The 26,094-nt window shown below is 72.3% G+C and carries 16 protein-coding genes and 1 pseudogene; 14 read left to right on the top strand and 3 right to left on the bottom strand.

What is annotated here, in order from left to right:
• Positions 1–36 precede the first annotated feature (36 nt).
• The 8 genes and pseudogenes from UQW22_RS00215 (at position 37) to UQW22_RS00180 (ending at position 17,114) form a co-directional block, all read left to right on the top strand.
• Positions 37–3,615, top strand: coding sequence for an ATP-binding cassette domain-containing protein (locus tag UQW22_RS00215; RefSeq protein WP_407318823.1), 3,579 nt, complete (start codon positions 37–39; stop codon positions 3,613–3,615).
• A 92-nt stretch (positions 3,616–3,707) separates the two neighbouring features.
• Positions 3,708–9,545 (top strand): annotated as a pseudogene (gene pulA / locus UQW22_RS00210) (pullulanase-type alpha-1,6-glucosidase).
• Positions 9,546–9,857: 312 nt separating this feature from the next.
• Positions 9,858–11,015: a multiple monosaccharide ABC transporter substrate-binding protein gene (gene chvE / locus UQW22_RS00205; protein WP_407318821.1), complete on the top strand. Its 1,158-nt coding sequence runs from the start codon at positions 9,858–9,860 to the stop codon at positions 11,013–11,015.
• A 126-nt stretch (positions 11,016–11,141) separates the two neighbouring features.
• Complete coding sequence (mmsA, locus tag UQW22_RS00200) at positions 11,142–12,701, top strand: multiple monosaccharide ABC transporter ATP-binding protein (RefSeq protein ID WP_407318820.1); 1,560 nt, start codon at positions 11,142–11,144, stop codon at positions 12,699–12,701.
• Positions 12,698–13,876, top strand: a complete 1,179-nt coding sequence (gene mmsB, locus UQW22_RS00195) for a multiple monosaccharide ABC transporter permease (RefSeq protein WP_407318818.1) — start codon at positions 12,698–12,700, stop codon at positions 13,874–13,876. Before mmsA ends, mmsB begins: the two co-directional genes overlap by 4 nt.
• A 67-nt stretch (positions 13,877–13,943) precedes the next feature.
• Positions 13,944–15,146 (top strand): ROK family protein, encoded by a 1,203-nt coding sequence (locus UQW22_RS00190; protein ID WP_407318816.1) that lies wholly within the window; start codon positions 13,944–13,946, stop codon positions 15,144–15,146.
• Positions 15,143–15,898, top strand: coding sequence for an ATP-binding cassette domain-containing protein (locus tag UQW22_RS00185; RefSeq protein WP_407318815.1), 756 nt, complete (start codon positions 15,143–15,145; stop codon positions 15,896–15,898). Before UQW22_RS00190 ends, UQW22_RS00185 begins: the two co-directional genes overlap by 4 nt.
• 88 nt (positions 15,899–15,986) lie before the next feature.
• On the top strand, positions 15,987–17,114 hold the full coding sequence (locus UQW22_RS00180; RefSeq protein ID WP_407318813.1) for a substrate-binding domain-containing protein: 1,128 nt from the start codon (positions 15,987–15,989) through the stop codon (positions 17,112–17,114).
• Between the two features lie 66 nt (positions 17,115–17,180).
• Here UQW22_RS00180 and purU read toward each other — a convergent pair whose 3' ends face one another.
• Positions 17,181–18,089: a formyltetrahydrofolate deformylase gene (purU, locus tag UQW22_RS00175; protein WP_407318812.1), complete on the bottom strand. Its 909-nt coding sequence runs from the start codon at positions 18,087–18,089 to the stop codon at positions 17,181–17,183.
• 29 nt (positions 18,090–18,118) lie between these two features.
• On the opposite strand from purU, the gene UQW22_RS00170 reads away from it, so the two are divergent.
• The 6 genes from UQW22_RS00170 to UQW22_RS00145 all read left to right on the top strand — a co-directional run bounded on the left by UQW22_RS00170 (position 18,119) and on the right by UQW22_RS00145 (position 24,556).
• Positions 18,119–18,700: a GNAT family N-acetyltransferase gene (locus tag UQW22_RS00170; RefSeq protein ID WP_407318810.1), complete on the top strand. Its 582-nt coding sequence runs from the start codon at positions 18,119–18,121 to the stop codon at positions 18,698–18,700.
• 35 nt (positions 18,701–18,735) lie between these two features.
• Complete coding sequence (locus UQW22_RS00165; RefSeq protein WP_407318809.1) at positions 18,736–19,767, top strand: LacI family DNA-binding transcriptional regulator; 1,032 nt, start codon at positions 18,736–18,738, stop codon at positions 19,765–19,767.
• 87 nt (positions 19,768–19,854) lie between these two features.
• Positions 19,855–21,495: a xylulokinase gene (locus UQW22_RS00160; protein ID WP_407318807.1), complete on the top strand. Its 1,641-nt coding sequence runs from the start codon at positions 19,855–19,857 to the stop codon at positions 21,493–21,495.
• Between the two features lie 25 nt (positions 21,496–21,520).
• On the top strand, positions 21,521–22,237 hold the full coding sequence (locus UQW22_RS00155) for an L-ribulose-5-phosphate 4-epimerase (protein ID WP_407318805.1): 717 nt from the start codon (positions 21,521–21,523) through the stop codon (positions 22,235–22,237).
• A 57-nt stretch (positions 22,238–22,294) separates the two neighbouring features.
• Positions 22,295–23,806 carry an L-arabinose isomerase gene (gene araA, locus UQW22_RS00150; RefSeq protein ID WP_407318804.1) on the top strand — a complete coding sequence of 504 codons (1,512 nt, stop codon included), beginning with the start codon at positions 22,295–22,297 and terminating at the stop codon, positions 23,804–23,806.
• Between the two features lie 144 nt (positions 23,807–23,950).
• Positions 23,951–24,556, top strand: a complete 606-nt coding sequence (locus UQW22_RS00145) for a carbohydrate-binding protein (RefSeq protein ID WP_407318802.1) — start codon at positions 23,951–23,953, stop codon at positions 24,554–24,556.
• Positions 24,557–24,634: 78 nt separating this feature from the next.
• Here the strand turns inward: UQW22_RS00145 and UQW22_RS00140 are convergent, their stop codons facing one another.
• The gene (locus UQW22_RS00140) at positions 24,635–24,970 is read right to left on the bottom strand and encodes a hypothetical protein (RefSeq protein WP_407318800.1); all 336 of its coding nucleotides are present in this window, start codon (positions 24,968–24,970) and stop codon (positions 24,635–24,637) included.
• Complete coding sequence (locus tag UQW22_RS00135; protein WP_407318798.1) at positions 24,967–26,028, bottom strand: carboxylesterase family protein; 1,062 nt, start codon at positions 26,026–26,028, stop codon at positions 24,967–24,969. Before UQW22_RS00135 ends, UQW22_RS00140 begins: the two co-directional genes overlap by 4 nt.
• Positions 26,029–26,094: the final 66 nt, after the last annotated feature.

The raw sequence follows: 26,094 nt of genomic DNA, 5'->3' as shown, positions 1-26,094 counted from the left end.
TCGAGATCTGTCCCACCCGCGACCTAGTCTCGGGAGGTGATCGACGCCCCCTCGACAGCACCTCCGACGCCGCACGCCCCGGCCCTCACCGACCCCGCGCGCCGCCTGGACTGGCGACGGTTGCGCGGCCCGGTCTCCACGGTGGCGGTCGCTGCCCTCACCGTCGGCGCGGTCGGCACCGCCGTCGGGACGGTGGTGGCCGGTGGGCTGGCGGCCTCGCCGGACCTGACGGGCGTGCTGCTGCTCGCGCTGTGCCTGGTGGGCGGAGCGCTGCTGGACGCCGCGGGCCAGGTCGCGTGGGCCGGCGTCGCCGACCGGGCCGAGGGCCGCCTGCGCGGCGACCTGCTCAGCGCGGCGCTGCACCAGCCGATCGGCGTGCTGGGCGAGCAGGCGGTGGGCGAGGTCCTCGACCGGGTCGACGACGACACGCACGCCGTCGGCTCGCTCGCCCGGCGCCAGCTGTGGAGCATGGGCCGGACCGTGGTGGGCGTCGTACCCATCTGGGTGGTGGCCGGTGTCACGTGGTGGCCCGCCTGGTTCCTGTTCCCGTTGCTCGGCGTGGGCACGTGGTGGACGGTGCGGTCGCTGCTCGGCGAGATCGCGCGCCGCAAGGTCGTCGAGGAGCGGGCCTGGACGGACAACGCCGCGGTGCTGGAGGAGGGCGTCGCGGCGCGCGACGACCTGCGCACGGCGGGCGGCCAGGCCTTCGCGCTGCGCCGGCTCGCCGAGATGTCCGCGGCCGTGCACCGCGCCCTGCTGAACGTCGTGCTGGTGGAGACGCGGATGATGGCCCGGGTCGGGGTCCTGCTGCACGCGCTGCTCGCGGGCGTCGTCGTGGCCGGGGTGGCGCTCGCGACGACGGGTGGCATGTCGGTCGACCGCCTCGTCACCCTGTTCCTGGTGACCTCCCTGTTCGTCGGGCAGATCGACCGGCTCGCCCAGCACCTGCCCGACCTGCAGGAGGGGCTCGGTGCCGTCGTCCGCATCCGGCAGCTGCTCGACTCCGAGCCGGAGCCGGTCGGCGGGGTCGACCTGCCGGAGCGCCCGCTGGAGATCGAGGTGCGGGACCTGCGCTTCGCATACTCGGAGGGCACCTTCGCGCTCGAGGACGTCTCGCTGTCGGTGCCGGCCGGGCAGACCGTGGCGTTCGTCGGCCGCACCGGGTCGGGCAAGACGACGCTCGCCTCGCTGCTTTCCCGTGCCGTCGAGCCGCCGCGTGGCGCGGTCTTCCTCGGGGGCGTGGACCTGCGCGACGCCGACCTGCAGGCCCTGCGGGCCGGCGTCGGGGTGGTCACGCAGCGCACCGAGATCGTTGCCGGGACGCTCGCGGAGAACATCGCGCTCTTCGCCGACGTCCCGCGCGGCGACGTCGAGGAGGCGGTCACCGAGCTCGGGCTGACCGACTGGGTCGCCGGTCTGCCCGACGGCCTCGACACGCTCCTCGGGCCCGGCGGGACGTCGCTGTCCGCCGGGGAGGAGCAGCTGGTCGCGTTCGCGCGGCTGCTCGTGCGCGACGTCCGCGTCGTCGTGCTCGACGAGGCCACCGCGCGCATGGACCCGCACACCGAGGCCCGGGTGGTGGCGGCCGCCGACCGCCTGCTGACCGGGCGGACCGGCGTCGTCGTCGCGCACCGGCTCGGCACGGTGGAGCGCGCGCACCGGGTCGTGGTGCTGGACCACGGTCGCGTCGTCCAGCAGGGACCGCGCGCGGAGCTGGCCCGCGTCGACGGACCGTTCCGTGACCTGCTGCTCGCCAGCCGTACCGAGGGCGGTGGCGCGCTCGACCGGCCCGCCGGCGCACCGGACGCCGCAGGCCTCGCCGCCGACGACGGCCCCGCCCACGACGGCGACCCGGCCGGCGCGCTCCCCACGTCGATCGGCGCCCGCCGTCGGACCGGGGAGCCGCCCGTGCTGGACGACCCCGGGCACGGACCCAGCCTGACCCGCAGCGTCCTGCACGCCCTGGTGACGAAGCCTCGCTGGGGTGCTGCGGGCGCGGGACTGTTCCTGCTGACCAGCCTCTTCGCCGCCCAAGGGGCGTTCGCCGGGTTCCTGTGGGGTCGCGCCGTCGAGACGCTGGCGGACGGCGGTGAGCCGTGGGTGCTGACGGGTGTCCTCGCGGCGATGCTGATCGTGGCTCCGCTGTGCCTGGCGCTCGCGGTGCGGCTGTACCCGTCGTGGTGGATCGAGCTGCTCCTGCGGGTGCGGGTGGCCGTGCTGGAGGGCCAGACCCGGCAGCACCGTCTGCGGCGCGCTCCTGCCGGGGAGGTCGTGGCCCGCGCGCTCGACGCGGACCGGTTCGTGCTGTACGTGGACCGGTGGGTGGACCTGCTCAACGGGCTGGTCGTGGTGCTGGCCACGTGGGCGATCAGCGGTGAGCCCCTGGCCGGGCTGGTGCTGCTGGCGGTCATGGGCGTGACCGCGGTCTCCGCGCTGGCGGGTCGCCCGATCGCCGGTCGGACGGCGACGCGCTCGGCCGAGGCGAGGGCGGGTTTCGGCCGTGCCCTCGTCTCGGCGCTGGACGCGGCGCGCACCGTCAAGCTGGCGGCCCGGACCCCCGACGTGCACCGGCACCTGCGGACGGTCGACGCCGGCCGGGTCGGGGCGGCGATCCGGGAGCACCGGGTGCAGGCGGTGCTGGACGGCATCCCGACCGTCATGGTGCAGGCGGGCGTGGTCGCGGCGTGGGCGCTGCTGCTCGTCGGGACCTGGGACCTGGCGACGACGTTGCTCGTCACCGCCGCCGTGGGCGGGTTCGCCTACTTCGGCGTCGTCGCGGGCGCGGTCATCACCGAGGCGCCCGGGACGCGGAACTGGCTGCGCGCGACGTCGTCGTTCGCCGCCGGGGCCGACCTGACGCGACTTCCGGAGGGGGTCGACCTGACCGTCGGCACCGCGCCGGCGCCGCCGGACGTGCCGGTTCCCGCCCCGCCGTTCGAGCACCTCGACCTGCGAGGCGTGGAAGCGGTGCACGACGACGGCACGATCGGCGTGACCGGCGTCGACCTGCGCATCGAGCGGGGCGAGCTGGTGCTGCTCCTCGGGCAGGTGGGCGCGGGCAAGTCGAGCCTGCTGTCCGCGCTGGCCGGTCTCATGGCGCACCGCGGGCAGGTGCTCTGGAACGGGACGCCCGTCCAGGACGCCGAGGCGTTCCTGCGCCCGGCCCGGGTGGCGCACGTGGCCCAGGTGCCCCGGGTGCTGTCGGGGACGTTCACCGAGAACATCACGCTGGACCACGACCGGGCGGTCTCCGGACCCGTGGACGCGGCGCGGCTCGGCCGGGACGTGGCCGACGCCGGAGGCGCGGACGCGCTGGTCGGTCACCGGGGAGTGCGGCTCTCGGGCGGCCAGGTGCAGCGGCTCGCTCTCGCCCGGGCGCTGGCCACGGGGTCGGAGGTGCTGCTGGCCGACGACGTCTCCAGCGCCCTGGACGCCACCACCGAGGTGGAGCTCTGGACGGCGCTGCGCGAGCAGGGGCTGACGGTCGTCGGGTCGACGTCCAAGCGGGCGGCGCTGGAGCGCGCGGACCGCGTCGTGGTGCTCGACGAGGGACGGGTCGCGGCCGTCGGACCGTGGCGCGAGCTGGACGGGCGGTGGTCGCACCTGGCGGGATGAGCGGGCTCGACTGACCGTTGCTGCAAACTTGCAGCAACGGTACAGTCGCGTCAGGTCGCGATCCGCGCGCCCGGTCGACGAAGGAGTCCGCCATGGTCCGTGCCTACCCACGTCTCAGACGCCGCATCGCCTCGCTGGCGGCGCTCGCGGTCGCGCTGCCCGTCGCCGCCGGCGGTGTCGCGCTCACGGCGCTGCCCTCCGCCGGTGCGGCGGCCGACCGCACGGTGACCCTCGTCGGTGACCTGCAGACCCGGCTCGGCTGCCCCGAGGACTGGGACCCGATGTGCGGGGACAGCACCCTGGAACCCGTCGGCGACGGCACCTACGCCGCCGAGCTCGAGGTGCCCGCCGGCAGCTACGAGTACAAGGTCGCGCTCGACGGCGCCTGGGACGAGGCGTACGGGCGCGACGGCACCGACGAGAACGCCCCGCTCGTGCTCGGCGGTGACGCCCTGCTGCGCGTCACCTACGACGACGAGACCCACCGCACCACGCTCACCCCGCTGACGCTCGCCGGGGAGTACGACGACGCGGCGGACGCCGCGCTGGTCGTCCCGCCCGTGCGACAGCCCGGGTCGGACGAGCGGTTCTACTTCGTCATGACGGACCGGTTCGCCAACGGCGACCCCTCGAACGACACCGGTGGGCTCGACGGTGACGCGCTCGACCACGGCTTCGACCCGACGGACAAGGGCTTCTACCAGGGCGGCGACCTGGCCGGTCTGCACGAGAACCTGGACTACATCGAGGGCCTCGGCACCACGGCGATCTGGCTGACGCCGTCGTTCATGAACCGCCCGGTGCAGGGCACCGGCGACGACGTCAGCGCCGGGTACCACGGGTACTGGATCACCGACTTCACGCGCATCGACCCGCACCTGGGCACGAACGCCGAGCTCGAGGCGCTCATCGACGACGCGCACGCCCGCGGCATCAAGGTGTACTTCGACATCATCACCAACCACACGGCCGACGTCGTCGACTACGCCGAGGGGGAGTACTCCTACGTCGAGCAGGCCGACGCGCCGTACACCGACGCCGGCGGGAACGTCTTCGACCCGGCCGACCACGCCGGGACGGACGGTTTCCCGGCGCTCGACCCCGCGACGTCGTTCCCGTACACGCCGGTCGTCGCGGAGGCGGACGCCGACGTCAAGGTCCCGGCCTGGCTCAACGACCCCACGCTCTACCACAACCGCGGGTACTCCACCTGGACCGGGGAGTCCGTCACCTACGGGGACTTCGACGGTCTGGACGACCTCATGACCGAGCATCCGACGGTCGTGGACGGCTTCGTCGAGGTGTACCAGGACTGGGTCGACCTCGGCATCGACGGCTTCCGCATCGACACGGTCAAGCACGTGAACCGCAAGTTCTGGGACACCTGGACCACCGAGGTGCTCGACTACGCCCGCGCGCAGGGCAAGGACGAGTTCTTCATGTTCGGCGAGGTGTACGACGCCGACGCCCGCAAGCTGTCGCCGTACGTGCGCGAGACGGACATGAGCTCCGTGCTCGACTTCGCCTTCCAGGCGGCGGCGACCAGCTTCGCGAGGGGCAACAGCGCCCAGGGGCTGGCGAACCTCTTCACGAGCGACGACCGGTACACGACGCCGGACACGTCGGCGTCCGCGCTGCCGACGTTCCTCGGCAACCACGACATGGGCCGCGTCGGGTTCATGCTGGCGAGCACCGACGACCCGCTCGCCCGCGACGAGCTCGCGCACGAGCTGATGTACCTCACCCGCGGCCAGCCGGTCGTCTACTACGGCGACGAGCAGGGCTTCGCCGGCACGGGCGGGGACAAGGACGCCCGGCAGACGCTGTTCGCCTCGCAGGTGGACTCGTACACGGACCAGCCGCTGGTGACCGGCGAGACCGCCGGCAGCGTGGATCGGTACGGCACCGATGCGCCGCTGTACACGCACATCGCCGACCTCGCCGCGCTGCGCGAGGCGCACCCCGCGCTGGCCACCGGGGCACAGGTGGAGCGGCACGTCTCCGACGGTGCCGGGATCTACGCCTTCAGCCGTATCGACCGCGACGAGAAGGTCGAGCACCTCGTCGCGCTCAACAACGCGTCCGAGGAGCGCGAGGCGACGTTCGCGACCCTCACCCCGGGCGCCACCTACTCCACGCTGTACGGGTCCGACGGCGACACCCCGGTCACGGCGGACGCCTCCGGCCAGGTGACGCTCACCGTCGGCGCGACCGACGCCGTCGTGCTGGTCGCCGACCGGAGGGTGGGCGCCGGGACCGACGGCAGCATCGCCGTCGAGGTGCCCGGCGCCGGCGCCGCCGTGAGCGGCTCGGCGCCCGTGCGCGCGGCGATCGACGACGCCTGGGCCGAGACCTCCTTCGCCTGGCGTGAGGTCGGCACGGTGGACTGGCAGCCGCTCGGCACCGCGGAGGACACCACGCCGCGGGTCTTCCACGACGTCGACGGCCTGCCGGAAGGCACCCTCGTCGAGTACCGCGCCGTGACCGTGGACGCGGACGGCGACCGTGCGGCGGCCTCCACGTACGCCTCCGTGGGCGTGGACGTCAGCGGTGTGGTCGGGGACGTGGAGCCGGAGCCGGAGATCGACAGCGTGGCGGTGCCCGGCAGCCACAACAGCGAGATGGGCTGTGCGGGCGACTGGACGCCGGACTGCGAGGGCGCCCGGCTCACCGAGCGGGCCGACGGCGTCTGGGCGGGCACGTTCGACCTGCCGGCCGGTGACTACGAGTACAAGGTCGCGCTGAACGGCTCGTGGGACGTCAACTACGGCGTCGGGGGTGTACAGGGCGGCGCCAACGCGATGTACACGCACGACGGCGGTGAGGTCACGTTCTACTGGGACCCGGCGAGCAAGGACTTCTCCTCGACGGCCGAGGGACCGGTCGTCACGCTGCCCGGGTCGTTCCAGGACCAGCTCTGCCCGTCGGCCTGGGACCCGGCCTGCCTGGCCACCTGGCTCAAGGACCCCGACGGCGACGGGGTGTACACCTGGTCCACCGGCGCGCTGGCCGCCGGTGCCTACGAGACCAAGGTCGCCCACGGCCTGAGCTGGGCCGAGAACTACGGCGTCGGGGGAGCGCGTGACGGCGCCAACTACTCCTTCAGCGTCGGCGACGGCGAGACGGTCGAGTTCTCCTACGACCTCGCCACCCACGAGCTGACCATCGGCACCGAGGGCCTGACCCTCGCGGGCCGGGGGCAGCAGGCCGCGCACTGGGTGCGCCCGGACCTGCTGCTCGCGCCGGGCGACCTGGGCTCGGGCGAGGACTGGACCCTGTGGACCGCTCCCGACGGTGGCCTCGAGGTCACGGAGGCGGACGGCGGCTCCCGCGTGACCGGCCCGGACGGCGGCGACCTGCCCGACGGCACGGCCGCGTACCCGCTCGAACCCGGTGGCGAGATCCCCGACGACGTCGCCGCGGACTTCCCGGCGCTGGCGGACCACCAGACCCTCGCGCCGACGTCGGACGGTGAACCCCTCGACCGGGCCACGGTCGAGGACCTGCTGACCGGGCAGCTGCTCGTCAGCCGTGCGGACGGCGACGTCCTCCCCGCCGCCACGGGCGTGTAGGTCCCCGGCGTGCTGGACGCCCTGTACGCCGAGGCTGCGGCCGACCGTACGTTCGGCGCCGTGGTGCACCCGAACCGGAAGTGGGCGTCGTTCGTGCTGTGGGCGCCCACCGCGCAGGACGTCGACCTGCTCGTCTGGCCGGAGGGACGGGACCTGGACACCGACCCGGACCGGTTCGACACCGAGCGTCAGGCGGACGGTGCCTGGACCCTCGACGGCAAGCGCACCGACAAGAAGTACCCGTGGAACGGTGCACGGTACCGGTACGCCGTCGAGGTGTACGTCCCGAGCACCGGTCGCGTGGAGACCAGCGTCGTCACCGACCCGTCCTCGGTGGCGCTGACCACGGACTCCACGCACTCCGTGGTCGTGTCGCTGGACGACAAGCGGTTCCAGCCGAAGGTCTGGCGCACCGCGGAGCAGCCCGTCGTCGAACGGCCCGTGGACCAGACGATCTACGAGCTCCACGTGCGGGACTTCTCGATCGCCGACGCCACGGTCCCCGAGGAGGTGCGGGGAAAGTACCTGGCGTTCGCCGAGGACGGTTCGGACGGCATGGCGCACCTGCGGGAGCTGGCCGAGGCCGGGATGACGACGGTGCACCTGCTGCCGACGTTCGACATCGCCACGATCCCCGAGAGCCCGGCGGACCAGGAGACGGCCGGTGACCTGTCCGGGTTCGCCCCGGACTCCACGGAGCAGCAGGCCGCCGTGGCCGAGGTCCAGGGCGCCGACGCGTTCAACTGGGGCTACGACCCGTACCACTTCACGGCGCCGGAAGGCTCGTACGCGGTGGACCCCGACGGCGGCGCCCGGGTGGCGGAGTTCCGCACGATGGTGGGCGCACTGCACGAGTCCGGCCTCCAGGTGGTGCTCGACCAGGTCTTCAACCACACGGCGGCCAGCGGCCAGGACGCGAAGAGCGTGCTCGACCGCGTCGTGCCGGGCTACTACCACCGGCAGGACCCGACCACGGGCGCGGTGGAGACCAGCACGTGCTGCCAGAACGTCGCCACGGAGCACGCCCTGGCCGAGAAGCTCATGGTCGACTCCGTCGTGACCTGGGCGCGCGACTACAAGATCGACGGGTTCCGGTTCGACCTCATGGGCCACCACAGCCGGGACAACGTGCTGGCGGTGCGGGACGCGCTCGACGCCCTGGCGGTGGCCGACGACGGCGTGGACGGCTCCGCGGTCTACCTGTACGGCGAAGGGTGGAACTTCGGCGAGGTGGCGGACGGCGCCCTGTTCGAGCAGGCCACGCAGGGCGACCTGGGCGGTACCGGGATCGGCACGTTCAGCGACCGGCTGCGCGACGCCGTGCACGGCGGCTCGCCCGTCGACGGTGCGTCCACGTTCACGCAGGGCTTCGGCACCGGGCTGTTCACGGACCCGAACGGCCGGGAGGCCCGGTCCGGCGAGCCCGGCACGGTGAACGACGGCGGTGACGACGAGGCGGCCGACCTCGGTCACCAGACCGACCTGGTGCGCCTCGGGCTCGCCGGGAACCTGCGCGAGTTCGCCTTCACGGCGTCCGACGGCGAGCGCACCCGGGGCGAGGACCTCGACTACCGCGGCTCGCCGGCGGGGTACGCCGACTCCCCGGAGGAGGTCGTCACCTACGTCGACGCGCACGACAACGAGACTCTCTTCGACCTGCTGGCGCTCAAGCTGCCGACCGAGACGTCGATGGACGACCGGGTGCGCATGAACACCGTCTCGCTCGCGACGACGGCGCTCGCCCAGACGCCGTCGTTCTGGCACGCGGGCACGGACCTGCTGCGGTCGAAGTCGCTGGACCGCAACTCCTACGACTCGGGGGACTGGTTCAACGCCATCGACTGGTCGGGGCAGGACAACGGGTTCGCCCGGGGGCTGCCGATGGCCGCCGACAACGAGGAGAAGTGGCCGCTCATGGCACCGCTGCTCGCGGATCCGGCGCTCAAGCCGGGGCCAGCGGACATCGACGCGGCGTCCGAGCGAGCACGCGAGCTGCTGGCGCTGCGCTCGTCGACCGACCTGTTCCGGCTCGGGTCGGCGGAGCTGATCGAGCAGAAGCTGTCGTTCCCGGCGTCGGGGCCCGACGCGGTGCCGGGCGTGGTCGCGATGTCGGTCGACGACACCGCCGGGAGCGCCGACGTCGACCCGGCGCTGGACGGGGTGCTGGCCGTGTTCAACGCCTCGCCGGAGCCGGCGACCGTGACGCTCGACGAGCTGGCCGGGCGTTCCTACGAGCTGTCGCCGGTCCAGCACGACGGCGGGGACGCCGTCGTGCGCGGGACGGTCTGGGACCAGGCTTCCGGCACCGTGACCGTCCCGGCGCGCACCGTGTCGGTGCTGGTCGAGCCCCAGCGCTGACACCCGCCGAACGTCCGTGTCCGGCACGTTCCGCACCGTCGGAACGCGCCGGACACGGACCGCGCGTCTCGGATTGCGTTTGGAGGGCGAACGCATGTATCGGAAGGGAGCGCCCGGTTTGCCCGATGTTCGCGCTTCCATGCTGTGACCAGATCGTAATCACTCTCTTGCCGCGACCCTTTGACTTCGAGACTCGAAGCCAGGAAGGTTGTCCTCGGCCATCCACGAGGAGGGCCGCGGTCCGGCCCCGACGGGGCACCAGCGGTGAAGGTCGCCGCCGGCGGACCCTCGACGACGAGAAGGAGCGCGAGGATGCGACTCGGCAAGAAGATGGGCGTGGTCGCCGCGGGTGCGGCGCTGGCGCTCACCCTGACAGCGTGCGCGGGCGAAGGCGCGGGCAGCAGCAGCGGAGACGGCGACGGCGGCGGCGAGACGGAAGGCGGCACCATCGGGGTGGCCATGCCGACCGAGACCTCCGAGCGCTGGATCGCCGACGGTGACGCCGTCAAGTCCGGGCTCGAGGAGGCCGGCTACGACGTCGACCTGCAGTTCGCGGGCGACGACATCCCCACCCAGACCCAGCAGATCGACGCGATGATCACCGGTGGCGCCGAGGCGCTCATCATCGCCGCGATCGACGGTACGGCCCTCACGAGCCAGCTCGATGCCGCGGCCGCCGCGGACATCCCGGTCATCTCCTACGACCGCCTGATCCGCGACAGCGAGAACGTGGACTTCTACGTCTCGTTCGACAACTACAAGGTCGGCGTCGCCCAGGCGACCGCCCTGCTCTACGGCCTCGGGCTCACCGACGCCGCGGGCGAGCCCACCGGCGAGGAGGGTGAGTTCAACATCGAGCTCTTCGCCGGCTCCCCGGACGACAACAACGCGCACTTCTTCTGGGACGGCGCGATGGACACCCTCCAGCCGTTCTTCGACGACGGCTCGCTGACCGTCCCGTCCGGCCAGACGGAGTTCGACCAGGCGGCCACGCTGCGCTGGGAGCAGGAGCGGGCGCAGAAGCGCATGGAGGACCTCATCACCTCCACCTACACCGGTGGTGACACGGAGCTGCACGGTGTGCTGGCCCCGTACGACGGTCTCTCGCGCGGCATCATCACCGCGCTCACGGGCGCGGGCTTCGGCGACACGATCGAGGACGGCCTGCCGGTCGTCACCGGTCAGGACGCCGAGATCGCCTCCGTGAAGCTGATCCAGGACGGCGTGCAGCAGTCCACGATCTTCAAGGACACGCGCAAGCTCGCCGACCAGGCCGTCATCGCGGCCGAGGCGTACCTCGCCGGTGAGGAGCCCGAGGCGAACGACACCGAGACCTACGACAACGGCGTGAAGGTCGTGCCGTCGTACCTGCTCGAGGTCGACACCGTCTACTCGGACAACATCACCGAGCTGCTGGTCGACAGCGGCTACTGGACCCAGGACGAGATCGACGCCGGCCAGGCCGAGTGAGCCGATCCTGAACCCCGGGCCCGCCGCCGACGCTTCCCCCGAGCGTCGGCGGCGGGCCCGGCCAGGGCTCTGCCCCGGCAGTCAGCCGGTGGCGGGTACATCCCAGAAGGAGGGACGAGGGCGCGCATGAGCAAGATCCTGGAGATGCGCTCCATCACCAAGGAGTTCCCGGGCGTCAAGGCGCTGTCGGGGGTCGACCTCGGTGTCGAACGCGGCGAGATCCACGCCATCTGCGGCGAGAACGGTGCCGGCAAGTCCACCCTCATGAAGGTGCTGTCGGGCGTCTACCCGCACGGCACCTACGAGGGTGACATCGTCTACGAGGGTGAGACCGTCCGCTTCGGGTCGATCAACGACTCCGAGGACGAGGGCATCGTCATCATCCACCAGGAGCTCGCCCTGGTGCCGTACCTGTCCGTGGCCGAGAACATCTTCCTCGGCAACGAGACGCGCAACCGGCTGGGGCTGATCGACTGGGACAGCGCGAACCACCGCGCGGCCGAGCTGCTCGACCGGGTCGGCCTGCACGAGAACCCCACGACGCCCGTCGGCCAGCTCGGGGTCGGCAAGCAGCAGCTCATCGAGATCGCGAAGGCGTTGTCGAAGAAGGTCAAGCTGCTCATCCTCGACGAGCCGACGGCCGCGCTGAACGACACGGACTCCGAGCACCTGCTCGGTCTGCTGCGGACGCTGCAGGAGCAGGGCATCACCTGCATCATCATCTCGCACAAGCTCAACGAGATCGCCGAGATCGCCGACAACACGACGATCATCCGCGACGGCCAGACGATCGAGACGATCGACATGTCCGAGCCGGAGTCCACGCAGGACCGCATCATCCGCGGGATGGTCGGCCGTGACCTCGAGAGCCGCTACCCCGACCGCACGCCGGACATCGGCGAGGAGGTGCTGCGCATCGAGGGCTGGAGCGTCGACCACCCGACGCAGGCCGGGCGCAACGTCATCTCCGACGCCTCCCTGAGCGTGCGCAAGGGCGAGGTCGTCGGGATCGCCGGGCTGATGGGCGCCGGCCGCACCGAGCTCGCGATGAGCCTGTTCGGACGCTCCTACGGACGCAACATCCGTGGCAAGGTGTTCAAGAACGGCCAGCAGATCCAGGTCCGCGACGTCGACGAGGCGATCCAGCACAAGATCGCCTACGCGACGGAGGACCGGAAGCGCTACGGCCTCAACCTCCTCGACGACATCCGCCACAACATCTCCTCGGCCGGGCTGCGCCAGCTCGCGCCCGGCGGCTGGGTCAACGGCAACGAGGAGCTGAAGATCGCCGAGGACTATCGCGAGTCGCTCAACATCAAGACGCCGGACGTCCTGGTGAACGTCGGCAAGCTCTCCGGCGGCAACCAGCAGAAGGTCGTGCTGTCCAAGTGGCTGTACACCGACCCCGACGTGCTCATCCTCGACGAGCCCACCCGCGGGATCGACGTCGGTGCGAAGTACGAGATCTACACGATCATTAACAAGATGGTCGCCGCGGGGAAGGCGGTCATCGTCATCTCCTCCGAGCTGCCCGAGCTCCTCGGGATCTCCGACCGCGTCTACACGCTCGCCTTCGGACGCATCACCGGTGAGGTCCCCGTCGCCGAGGCGACGCAGGAACGGCTCATGGAGCTCATGACCCTCGAGCGCGACCAGCCCCTGCCCACGAAGGAAACGAACTCATGAACGTCATCGCCGGAGCCCGGGACCTCGTCACCCGGCACCTGCGCGAGAGCGGGATCTTCATCGCGTTCGCGATGATCGTGATCCTGTTCTCCGTGCTCAACCCGAACTTCCTGAGCCCAGGAAACCTGACGAACATCATCCTGCAGTACTCCTACATCCTGATCCTGGCGATCGGGATGCTCATGATCATCGTGGCGGGGCACATCGACCTGTCCGTCGGATCGGTCGTCGCCCTGACCGGCGCGGTCTCCGCCGTCGTGGTCATCCGGATGGGCATGCCGTGGTACATGGGCGTGATCGCGGCCCTGGTGGTCGGACTGCTCGTCGGGATGTGGCAGGGCTTCTGGGTCGCCTACGTCGGGATCCCCGGCTTCATCGTCACGCTGGCGGGCATGCTGCTCTTCCGCGGTATGACCTACCTGGTGCTCGACAACGTCTCGCTCTCGCCGTTCGGCGGCACCTACTACGAGATCGCCAACGGGTTCTCCAACGGCTTGCTCGGCGGTGCCGGCTTCGACGTCTTCACCGTCGTCATCTTCGCGATCGGTGTGGCCGGCTACGCCGTGAGCCAGTGGCGCACGCGCCAGGGCAAGATCGCCTACCGCCAGTCGGTCGAGTCGATCCCGATGTTCGCCCTGAAGATCGTCCTCGTCGGTGCGGTCGTCATGTGGTTCGGCTACCAGCTCGCCCAGAGCCGTGGCCTGCCGTTCGTGCTGATCATCCTGGCCGTGCTCGTCATCGTCTACACGCTGGTGACGCAGAAGTCCGTGTTCGGCCGGCACATCTACGCCGTCGGCGGCAACCTGCACGCCGCACAGCTGAGCGGTGTGAAGGTCCGTCGCATCAACTTCTGGATCTTCGTCAACATGGGTGTCCTGGCCTCCGTGGCCGGCATCGTGTACTCGTCGCGCATGAACGCCGCACAGCCGGCCGCGGGCAACATGTTCGAGCTCGACGCCATCGCCGCCTGCTTCATCGGCGGTGCCTCGACCACCGGTGGTGTGGGCCGCGTCGGCGGCGCCATGATCGGTGGTCTGATCATGGCGGTCATGTCCAACGGCATGCAGCTCATGGGCGTGCCGCAGTCGATGCAGCAGGTGGTCAAGGGCCTCGTGCTCCTGCTCGCCGTCGCGTTCGACATCTGGAACAAGCGCCGGGCCGCTGCCGCGCGCTGATCCACCAGACGGCGGCGGGCCGGCGGTCGGAACCGCCCGCCCGCCGCCGTCTTCTACACTCCGGTGCGTGAAGGGACGGCACCCCATGGCGGGATCCCAGTCGTCGCTGCGCGAGGCCAACCGAGCCCGCGTCGTGGACGCGGTGAAGAAGCACGGCGGGCTCACCCAGGTCGAGCTCGCCGGCGCCACGGGGTTGTCAGCCGCGACCGTCTCGGCGATCGTCAAGGAGCTCGTGGCGGCCGGGGCCGTCGAGGTCCGCAACACCGTGCGGTCCGGGCGCCGGGCCCAGCTCGTCACGCTGGCGCACCGCGTGGGGCTGGTCGCGGGTGTCGTCGTCGGTTACCGCCACCTCCGGGTGGCGCTGGCGGACGTCTCGCACGAGGTGCTGGCCGAGCAGGTGCTGCCCCTGCCGACCGACCACCGCTCCGACACCAGCCTCGACCGGGCCGCCCTGCTGATCGTCGACCTGGTGGAGCGCGTGGGCGCGGACCTGGACGAGCTGCTCGGGATCGGGCTCGGGCTGCCGGCGCCCGTCGACCCGGCGACCGGCATGATCAGCGTTCGCGGCGTGCTGCGCGGCTGGGACTCGGTCCAGGTCGCCCAGGTGCTCGAGAAGCGGTTGGCGTGCCCGGTGTTCGCGGACAACGACGCCAACCTCGGCGCGCTCGCCGAGTCCACGTTCGGGGCCGGTCGCGAGCTGCGCGACCTGATCTACGTCAACGTCTCCCAAGGGGTCGGCGCCGGCCTGGTGCTCAACGGCCGGGTCCATCGCGGCGCGGACGGCACCGCGGGCGAGATCGGCCACGTGCAGGTCGACCCGGCCGGGCGGATCTGTGGCTGCGGCAGCCGGGGGTGCCTCGAGACGGTGGTGGGGTGCCCTGCGCTGCTCGAACCGCTCTACCCCAGCTACGGGCACGTCACCCTGCGCGACGTCGTGCGGATGACCAACCAGGACGACCCCGGCTGCCGCGAGATCGTGGCCGACGCCGGCGCGACCGTCGGCACCGTCGTCGCCGCCCTGGCGACCGGGCTCGGGCCCCAGCGGGTGGTGGTCGGTGGCGACCTCGCCGAGACGGGGGAGACGTTCCTCGGCCCGCTGCGCGACGCGCTGCGACGTCGCACCGTGCTCAGCCAGGCGGGTGGTCCCGACGTGGTGCCGTCCGCGCTAGGGTTGCGTGCCGAGCTCCTCGGTGCGATCGCGCTGGCCTTGGCGAGCACCGACCTGTTCGAGCGACCCGACAGCACCGACGACGAGGGAGCGGGACGATGACGCTGCCCACGGACGGCACGCGCCGGCGTTCCCCCCTGCTCGCCCTGCGCGAGGTGACGAAGAGCTTCGGCGCCGTCGAGGCCCTCGTCAGCTTCGACCTGGAGGTGCACGCCCACGAGGTGGTGGCCCTGGTCGGGGACAACGGGGCGGGCAAGTCGACGCTCGCCAAGATCGTGTCCGGCGTGCTCACGCCGGACACGGGGCAGGTCGAGATCGAGGGCAGGCCGGTGACGATCTCCTCGCCGTCGGCCGCCAACGAGCTCGGGGTGGCGAGCGTCTTCCAGGACCTCGCCGTCTGCGAGAACCTCGACGTCACCGCCAACGTGTTCCTGGGGCACGAGATCCGCAACCGGGCCGGGCTGCTCCACGACGGGCGGATGGAGATCGACACGCGACGTCTCCTGGAGCACCTCACGGTCCGCATCCCGTCGGTGCGCACCCCGTTGCGCAACCTCTCGGCGGGGCAGCGACAGGCGGTGGCCATCGCCCGCACGCTGATCGGCGACCCGCGGATCGTGGTGCTCGACGAGCCGACGGCGGCGCTGTCCGTGGCGCAGACCGGCGAGGTGCTCACGCACATCGAACGGCTCCGGGAGCTGGGCCTCGGGGTGATCCTCATCAGTCACAACCTCAACGACGTCCGGGCCGTGTCCGACCGCATCGAGGTGATGCGGCACGGCCGTCACAACGGCTCGTTCCCGGCGTCCGCCAGCCACGAGTCGATCCTGGCCGCGATCACGGGGGCCGCCTGAGATCTCGGCGACCGGCGTCGGCCCCACGGTCGGCGCCCGACGACCAGCGTCCGCCGACCGGTGCGGCGGACTGAAACGGAGGAACGCGATGAATCGACGACTGGCAGCAGGTGCTGCCGTCGTGGGGACGGCCGCTGTGCTCACCCTCGCGGGTTGCGGGGCGGACGGCGACGACGGAGAGAGCAGCGGCGCCGGCACGATCGGTGTGGCGATGCCGACGGAGTCGTCCGAGCGCTGGATCACCGACGGGGAGACGCTGGAGTCCGGGCTGGAGGAGGCCGGGTACGACGTGGACCTGCGCTACGCCGGTGACGACACCGCAGGGTTCAAGCAGGCGGACCAGGTCCAGGCGATGATCGACGGCGGCGCCGAGCTGCTGATCATCGCGGCCGTGGACGGGGCCGGGCTCGGCGACCAGCTCGAGGCAGCCGCGGCGCAGAACATCCCGGTCATCGCCTACGACCGGTTGCTGCTCGACAGCGACGGCGTCGACCACTACGTGACGTTCGACAACTACGCGGTCGGGGTCGCTCAGGCGACGTCGCTGCTGCGGGGCCTCGGCGTGGTGGACGCCGACGGCGAGCCCACCGGGGACGAGGGCCCGTACAACATCGAGCTGTTCGCCGGGTCGCTCGACGACAACAACGCGCACATCTTCTGGCAGGGGGCGTTGGACACCCTGCAGCCGTACCTGGACGACGGTGTCGTCAAGGTGCCGTCGGGGCAGACGGACATCGTGCAGGCCGAGTCCTGGCGCTGGTCGGGAGACCTGGCGCAGGACCGGATGTCGGGGCTGCTCGCCCAGTTCTACGGGGACGGCACGACGCTCGACGGTGTCCTGTCGCCGTACGACGGCATCTCCCGGGGTGCGATCACGGCGCTGGCGCTGGACGGCCTGGGCCCGACGATCGCCGACGGGATGCCTGTCGTGACGGGCCAGGACGCCGAGGCGGACTCCGTGAAGCTGATCAACGAGAAGATGCAGTACTCGACGGTCTTCAAGGACACCCGCGCGCTGGCCGACGAGGCCGTGCGGGCCGCGGTGGCTTACCTCGAGGGTGGCGAGCCCGAGGTCAACGACACCGGGACGTACGACAACGGCGTCAAGGTCGTGCCGACGTTCCTGCTCGACGTGGCGACCGTCTACCGGCGCGACATCGACGAGGTGCTCGTCGACAGCGGGTACTACACCGCGGAGGAGGTCGACGCGGGCTGACGCCCGGCGTCCCCGCGCCCACCCGAGAGGCCCGGAGGCCGGCCGGTCCCCGGAACCCGGCGCCGGTCAGTGGAAGACGACCGTGCGGTGGCCGTCGAGCAGCACCCGGTGCTCGGCGTGCCACCGCACCGCCCGGGCGAGCGTGCGCCGCTCCACGTCCTCGCCGAGGGCGACGAGGTCGGTCACGGCCCGCGAGTGGTCGACCCGTTCGACGTCCTGCTCGATGATCGGCCCCTCGTCCAGGTCGCCGGTGACGTAGTGCGAGGTGGCACCGATGAGCTTGACCCCTCGCTCGTGCGCCTGGGCGTAGGGGCGCGCGCCCTTGAACGACGGCAGGAACGAGTGGTGGATGTTGATCACCTGCCCGGACAGGTCGCGGCACAGGTCGTCCGAGAGGATCTGCATGTAGCGCGCCAGGACGACCAGCTCGACGTCGAGCTGGTCGACGAGCTCGCGGAGCCGGTCCTCCGCCGCGGTCTTGGTGTCCCGGGTCACCGGCACGTGGTGGAACGGCTTGCCGTAGAACGCGGCGATGTCCTCCAGGTCGCGGTGGTTGCCGACCACGCCGACCACCTCGATCGGCATCCCCTGGTCCCGCTCGCGGTAGAGCAGGTCGACGAGGCAGTGGGCGGCCCGGGACACCATGACCAGGGTCCGCACGGGGCGGCCGACCACGTCGAGCGTCCACGTCATCTCGAAGTCGGACGCGACGTCGGTCATCGCCGCCTCGAGCTCGTCGCGCGAGGCGTGCGACTCGACCTGGACCCGCATGAAGAACGTCCCCGACCCGGGGTTGCCGAACTGCTGCGACTCGGTGATGTTGCCGTCGTGGCCGGCGAGCATCCCGCTCACGGCGTGCACGATCCCGGGGCGGTCCGGGCACGACAGGGTCAGGACCCACTCGGTGGGTCGCCCGGCGGGTGCCGGCGGGCTCGAGGGCGTGGGTGCTGTCGGCTGCGTGGTCACGCACGCCATTGTGGCTCACCGTCTGCCACGATGGGGCCATGAGCGACACGACCGGCGTCCCCGACGAAGCAGCGAGCGGCGGCACCGCGCCCGACAGGCCCACCCGGATCGCCTTGGTCACCGACGATCACGCCGGCGAGCTGCTGACGCTGCGCCGTGCGGCGTTCGTCTCGGAGGCCCAGCTGTACGACGACCCGAACATCCCGCCGCTGACGCAGACGCTGCCCGAGCTGCGCGAGGACATGGCCCGCGACGACATCGTCACGGTCGGCGCGTGGGAGGGCCACCGGCTGGTCGGCTCGATCCGGGTCGAGGTCGAGAGCTCCAAGGCGACCCTGGGACGGCTGGCCGTCGCCCCGGACCAGCAGGGGCGCGGCCTGGGGACCACGCTGATGTTCGCCATCCTGGACTACCTGCCCGACCAGGTGACGGAGATCTGGGCGTTCACGGGCAAGGACTCCAAGCAGAACCTCGCGCTCTACACCAAGCACGGCTACGAGGCGCAGTACGACGAGGCAGCGGGACAGCTGACCATGACCTACCTGCGCCGGGTGCTGCACGCGGTCGACGCGCGGAACGCGGCCGGGGGTCCGGCGGAGTCACCCGCCGACGGGTCGTGAGCGTCCCGGGCGCCCGCCGTACCGGGAGGCCGTCGATGGCGGACGTCGCGGCCGTGGCCGGGGTGTCGCACCAGACGGTGTCGCGGGTGCTCAACGGTCATGCCAGCGTCCGTGGTGAGACGCGCGAGCGCGTCCAGGAGGCGATCGAGCAGCTCGGCTACCGCCGCAACAGCGCGGCGCGGGCGCTGGCGACGTCGCGGTCGGCGACGCTGGGCGTGGTGACCACGGGCTCGGCGCTGTTCGGCCCGACCAGCACGCTCATCGCCGTCGAGGAGGCGGCGCGGGACAAGGGCTACTTCGTCTCGGTGGCGACGTTGCGCACCTACGACACGACCTCGATGCACGAGGCGCTCGAGCACTTCATGGCCCAGGGCGTGGACGGGATCGTCGTCATCGCGCCCCACGACGACGTGGCGGCGGCCGTCGAGTCCTTCCGTGCCCCGGTGCCCGTCGTGGTGGTGGCCGCGCTGGACGAGCGCCCGACGGTGGGGCTCACCCCGGGCGACGAGCCGTCGGGGACCATGTCGGTCGCCGTGGACCAGCGTGCCGGCGCCCGGGTAGCGACGGAGCACCTGCTCGACCTGGGGCACGCGGACGTGCTGCACGTCGCCGGTCCGCAGGACTGGTTCGACGCGCGCGAGCGGGCGGCGGGCTGGCGGGCGGCGCTGGAGGCGCGCGGGGTGGTGCCCACCCGCCCGCGCACGTGCTCCTGGTCGGCCGAGGACGGCTACCGGGCAGGGCGCGACCTCGCCGAGGCGGTCGTGGCGGGGGAGGGACCGACGGCGGTGCTGGCGGGCAACGACCAGCTGGCGCTCGGCATCCTGCGGGCGCTGTGGGAACGCGGGCTGAGCGTGCCCGACGACGTCTCCGTGGTCGGGTTCGACGACGTCGCCGGGGCCGCGTACTTCGTGCCGCCGCTGACGACGGTCCGCCAGCCGTTCGCCACGCTCGGTGCGCACTGCGTGGCGATGGTGCTCGCATCCCTGGCCGGGAGGACCGTGGCGGTGGAGCGGATCGAGCCGGAGCTGGTGGTCCGCTCGTCCACGGGCCCGCCGCGTCGCGCCTGACCACCGGCCCGCGCGGGGAGCGGGTTGAGATCCGCCCTATGTGAGCGCTAACATCAATCGATCCGACCCCAAGGAGTGGACTCCCCGATGACGCAGCATGACCGGGTGGCCGAGGTGCGCGACGCCATCACCGCCGGGCGCACGACGCTCGGTATCGAGCTCGGCTCGACCAACATCAAGGCCTGCCTCGTCGGCCCGGACCACACGCCGGTCGCCGGCGGGTCCCACGCCTGGGAGAACGAGCTCGTCGACGGTATCTGGACCTACTCGCTCGACGCCGTCCACGCCGGGCTGCAGGGTGCGCACGCCGCGCTCGTGGCCGACGTCGAGGCTCGCTACGGCGTCCGGCCCACCACCTATGCTGGGCTCGGCGTGTCCGCGATGATGCACGGGTACCTGGCCTTCGACGCCGCGGACCAGCTGCTCGTGCCGTTCCGCACGTGGCGCAACACCAGCACCGGACCGGCCGCCGCCGAGCTCTCGGAGCTGTTCGGGTACAACATCCCGCTGCGCTGGTCGATCGCGCACCTGTACCAGGCGATCGTCGACGACGAGCCGCACGTGCCGCAGATCGCCTCGTTCACCACCCTGGCCGGGTACGTGCACCGGGCCCTGACCGGTCGGCACGTGCTCGGCGTCGGCGACGCCTCCGGCATGTTCCCCGTCGACCCCGCCACGCGGGACTACGACGAGCGCATGCTCGGCCAGTTCCGACACCTCGTCGCCGCGAAGCGCCCCGGGCTGCAGGTCGAGGGTCTGCTCCCCGAGGTGCTGACGGCCGGCAGCGACGCCGGGCGGCTGACCGCCGAGGGTGCCGCCCTGCTCGACCCGACCGGTGCCCTCGAGCCCGGGATCCTGCTCTGCCCGCCCGAGGGCGACGCCGGGACCGGCATGGTCGCCACGAACGCGGTGGCGCCCCGCACCGGCAACATCAGCGCCGGCACGTCGATCTTCGCGATGGTCGTGCTGGAGAAGCCGCTGACCAGCGTGCACCACGAGCTCGACCTCGTGACCACCCCGGCGGGCGACCTGGTCGCGATGGTGCACTGCAACAACGGAGCCAGCGAGCTCGACGCCTGGGCGGGCCTGTTCGGCGAGTTCGCCGCCGCGCTGGGGCACGACGCCGCCGCGGACGACGTCTTCGGCGCGCTCTTCCGTGCCGCGCTCGACGGCGCGCCCGACGGCGGCGGGCTGCTCGCCTACAACTACCTCGCCGGGGAGCCCATCACCGGGCTCGACGAGGGTCGGCCGCTGGTCGTGCGCACGCCGGACAGCCGGCTCACGCTCGCGAACTTCATGCGCACGCAGATCTACGGCGCCTTCGGCACGCTCGCCCTGGGCATGCGCGTCCTGCACGGCGAAGGCGTCGCGATCGACACGATGTTCGCCCACGGCGGCGTGTTCCGGACGGCCGGGGTCGCCCAGCGTCTCCTGGCCGCCGCCGTCGACGCCCCCGTCGCCGTCGGCCGGACCGCCGGCGAGGGCGGCGCCTGGGGCATCGCGGTGCTCGCCGCCTACGCGAACGCCTGCGCGGACAGCCCGGCCGACGCGGGCGGTGCCGACGGCACCGCCCCGACGCTCGACACCTACCTGGCCGAGCGCGTCTTCGCCGATGCCGCGCTCGACGTCGCCGGGCCCGAGGCCGAGGACGTGGCCGGGTTCGCGACCTATCTGCAGCGGTACACGGCCGGCCTCGCGGTCGAGCGCGCCGCGACCGAAGCCCTCTAGCAACAGCCTGGAACGGAGCATCACGATGCCGACAACGCCGATCACCGCGGTGCCCGCGCACCTGCGCACCGCCGTCGACGCCGCCAAGGTGAAGGTCGCGGCGCTGCACGCCGAGCTGCCCCGCTGGGAGCTCGTGGTGTGGACCGCGGGCAACGTCTCCGAGCGGGTGGCCGACGCCCAGGTCCCCGGGACCGACGGCGACCTGCTCGTCATCAAGCCCTCGGGGCTGTCGTACGACGACATCACGGCCGACGCCATGGTGGTGTGCGACCTGGACGGGAACCTCGTCGAGGGCGACCGCGCGCCGTCGTCGGACACCGCCGCGCACGCCTACGTCTACGCCCACATGCCCGAGGTGGGCGGCGTGGTGCACACCCACTCCACGTACGCGACGGCGTGGGCCGCCCGCGGGGAGGAGATCCCCTGCGTGCTGACGATGATGGCCGACGAGTTCGGCGGACCGGTCCCCGTGGGCCCGTTCGCCATCATCGGCGACGACTCGATCGGCCGGGGCATCGTCGAGACGTTGCGTGGGTCCCGTTCGCGCGCGGTCCTGATGCAGAACCACGGCCCGTTCACCATCGGCGCGGACGCGAAGGCCGCGGTCAAGGCCGCCGTGCTGTGCGAGGAGGTGGCCCGCGCCGTGCATGTCGCGCGCCAGCTCGGCGAGCCGCTGCCGATCGCCCAGGAGCACGTCGACTCCCTGTACGACCGCTACCAGAACGTCTACGGCCAGCGCTGACGCGTCCCGGCACCGCCTGCGGTGCGACCGGCCCGAACATCTCTCGGAAGGAAGAACATGAGCAAGCCCTACGGTGACCGCGAGGTCTGGTTCCTCACCGGCAGCCAGGACCTGTACGGCCCGGAGACGCTGGAGCAGGTCGCCCAGCAGTCCCGCGAGGTCGCCGAGGCGCTCGACGCCTCCGGCGACGTCCCCGCGAAGGTGGTCTGGAAGCCGGTCCTGAAGGACTCCGGCTCGATCCGCCGCGCGATGCTCGACGCGAACAGCGACGACAACGTTCTCGGCGTCGTCACCTGGATGCACACGTTCAGCCCCGCGAAGATGTGGATCGCCGGGCTCGACGCGCTGCGCAAGCCGCTGCTGCACCTGCACACGCAGGCGAACGTCGAGCTGCCGTGGGCGGACATCGACATGGACTTCATGAACCTCAACCAGGCCGCGCACGGCGACCGGGAGTACGGGTACATGCTGTCCCGGCTCGGCGTCGCGCGGACCACGGTGGTGGGGCACGTCTCGAACCCGGCCGTGCAGCGCCGGGTCGGCACCTGGGTGCGCGGCGCCGCCGGCTGGGCCGCGACCCACGAGCTCTCGCTGGTCCGGTTCGGCGACAACATGCGCAACGTCGCCGTCACCGAGGGCGACAAGACCGAGGCCGAGCTGCAGTTCGGCGTCTCGGTGAGCACCTGGGGCGTCAACGACCTGGTCGCGGCGGTCGACGCCGTCGCGGACGAGGCGGTGGACGCGCTGGTCGCCGAGTACGAGCAGTCCTACGACGTCGTGCCCGAGCTGCGTGCCGGTGGCGAGCGCCACGAGTCGCTGCGTTACGCGGCCCGCCAGGAGATCGCCATCGAGGCGTTCCTCACCGAGCGCGGCGCCAAGGCGTTCACCACGAACTTCGAGGACCTCGGTGCCCTGCGCCAGCTCCCCGGCCTCGCGGTGCAGCGGCTCATGGCCAAGGGCTACGGCTTCGGTGCCGAGGGCGACTGGAAGACGGCCGTGCTGGTCCGGGCCGCGAAGGTCATGAGCGAGGGCCTGCCCGGCGGGGCCTCCCTCATGGAGGACTACACCTACGACCTCACGCCCGGCAGCGAGCTGATCCTCGGGGCCCACATGCTCGAGATCTGCCCGTCGCTGACCACGTCGACGCCGCGGATCGAGATCCACCCGCTCGGCATCGGCGGCAAGGAGGACCCGGTGCGGATGGTCTTCGACGCCGACAGCGTCGAGGGCGCCGTCGTCGTGTCGCTGGCCGACATGCGCGACCGCTTCCGCCTCACGGCGAACGTGGTCGACGTGGTGCCGCCGACGGCGGAGCTGCCCAACCTGCCGGTGGCGCGTGCGGTGTGGAAGCCGCGGCCGGACTTCCCGACGTCGGCCGAGGCCTGGCTGACCGCGGGCGGCGCCCACCACACGGTGATGTCCACCGCCGCCGGCATCGAGGCCTTCGAGGTGTTCGCCCAGATCGCGCGGACCGAGCTGCTGGTGATCGACGAGTCCACCACGCGGCGGGGGTTCGCCGACCAGGTGCGCTGGAACCAGGTCTACTACCGGGTCGCGCAGGGCCTCTGACCGCTCCCGAGCTGTCAGGCTCTCGCAAGTGTGTGCCCCGACGGGAGTCTGACAGCTCCGGGCCGTTCCGAGCTGTCAGACTCTGGTGGGGGCATGCGCCCCTGAGGGTCTGACAGCTCGGGGCGGCGGTAGTCTGTGGTCGCCGTGCCGCACGCCGGCGGGCCGGCGGAACACGATGGAGGGTCCGACGTCACCACCGAGACGGCCTTCGTCCTGGACGAGGTGTCGTGGACGAACACGGAGGGCACCGTCACGGCGGCCGACGTCCTGGTCCGCGAGGCCGACGGGGGCTGGCACGAGGTCGCCACCGACGTCGCGCCGGCGGCGTACGGGGAGTCCACCACGGTGCCGTTCGACCCCGTGAGCGTGACGGGGGTGCGCCTCGTCCTCTCGACGCCGGGCTCGTACCTGAAGGTCCGGGAGGTCACGGTCCTGGGCGAAGTGGCGGCGGCGCCGGAGCTCTCGGCCTGGGACGCCGGCACGGCGTACAGCGCAGGGGACCGGGTCGCCTTCCACGGTGTGGCGTTCGAGGCGACCTGGTGGACGCGTGATGTCGAGCCGGGGTCGTCGCCGTGGGGGTCGTGGCAGGAGATCGCCGAGACCTCGGACGGCATGGCGGTGTGGACGGAGTCGCGGATCTTCACCGCGGGGGACGTCGTGGAGCACGACGGCGCCCGGTACGAGGCGCAGTGGTGGACGCGGAACCAGGAGCCGGGTGGGTCGAAGCACGGCCCGTGGGTGTCCGTGTGACGTCCTGACCCTCGCCGAGCAGGAGGTTGTGCCCGCTATCCGCGGGGAATACGGGCCCCACCTCCTGCTCGGCAGCGGTCAGGAGCGACTGACGACGCGCAGCCCGCCGCTGCAGCCCGGTCCGGTGCGGACCCGGTCGGTGGTGAGACGTCCGGTGGTGGCGAACTCTGCCCACGCCGCCCGCAGCTCGCGGCCCGCCTCCACGAGGTGGGCCGCGCCGTCGGGCCCGATCACCGGGGCTTCGGCCCACCGTTCCGTGCTCGGGAAGAGCAGCCCCAGCTCGACGGCGTGCGTCGCCCCGAGCGGGTTGCCGACGGGTCGGGCCGACAGCTCGGCGGCGACGACGGCGGCACCGGCGTCGGCCATGTCGCGCGCGAACGCCTTCGCTCCCCGACGGAACAGGGCGTCGGTCACCCGGCGAGACACGAGCCGGAACAGCGCCGGGCCGAACAGCGGCTTGGCCCGCAGGGCACGTCCCTTCGGGTCGAGCTGGACGAACGCGGCCCCGACCTGGGCCATCCACGTCGCCAACAGCTCGGTCCCGGGTGCCCGACGGCGCCAGGTGGCCCGGGACTCGTCCTCCGGAGGCAGCGGTGCCCGTCCGTACTCGGGGCCAACGGCATGCCGGAGCGGTCGTTCATGCCGGCGACGGCGGCGGCGCGGCCCTGGGCGTCGAGGCCCTCCTCGACGGCACCGGTCGCGTCCAGGTCGCCGACGGCGTCGGCCATCCGCTCGTGGACCTCGGCACGGCCGCCGCGGATCCCGAACGGTGCCGACTGGAGGATCGCCCGCTTCACGAGCCCTTCGGCCCCGTCCGCCCCGTGCACGTGGGCGACCAGGTCGGCGCCCGCGGACTGGCCGAGCACCGTCACCCGTTCGGGGTCGCCGCCGAACGCCTCGACGTGCCGGTGGACCCAGCGCAGCGCCTCGACGAGGTCGAGCAGCCCCAGGTTCGCCGACCGGCCGCCGGGCCGGCCACCGCGGTCCGGCGCGGGCGACCCGAAGAACCCCAGCGCCCCGAGCCGGTACGTGACGTTCACGACGACCATGCCGTGCTCGCGGCACAGCGCGGTGGGGCCGTACCCCGGCAGGTCGCCCGCGCCGGAGACGTAGGCGCCGCCGTGCACCCAGACGAGCACGGGCGCCGCAGCGGTGAGGTCGGCGGGTCGGGTGATGCTCAGGCGCAGGCAGTCCTCGGTGGACGTCGCGCCGGTCAGCTGCGGCCCGTAGACCTCGTCGGCGGCGCTGGGCGGCTGCGGGCAGGCGAACAGCGTGCGCGGGAGCGCGGCGGACTCGCCCGGCTCGGGGTCCACGGCCTCGGGGGCGGCGAAGCGTCCTGCCCGGGCGTACCGGATGTTGCGGACCCGGACGGCGCCGTCGTGACGCAGGGCGGCGAACGATCCCAGCGGTGTGTCGAGAGCGATGGCTTCGCCGGCCGGGCCGGCGTCGTGCTGGGTGGAGCTCTGGGTCATGGCGTCCTCCTCGACGGCGTGCACCCACGATAGCGAACCGACCGGACGGTATGCGAGGTTCGTCGT

The sequence above is a fragment of the Isoptericola halotolerans genome, assembly GCF_045689585.1.
Taxonomy (GTDB): domain Bacteria; phylum Actinomycetota; class Actinomycetes; order Actinomycetales; family Cellulomonadaceae; genus Isoptericola; species Isoptericola halotolerans_B.
Note: the sequence above shows the minus strand (reverse complement) of the source record. Positions and strands in the feature narration are given on the sequence as shown.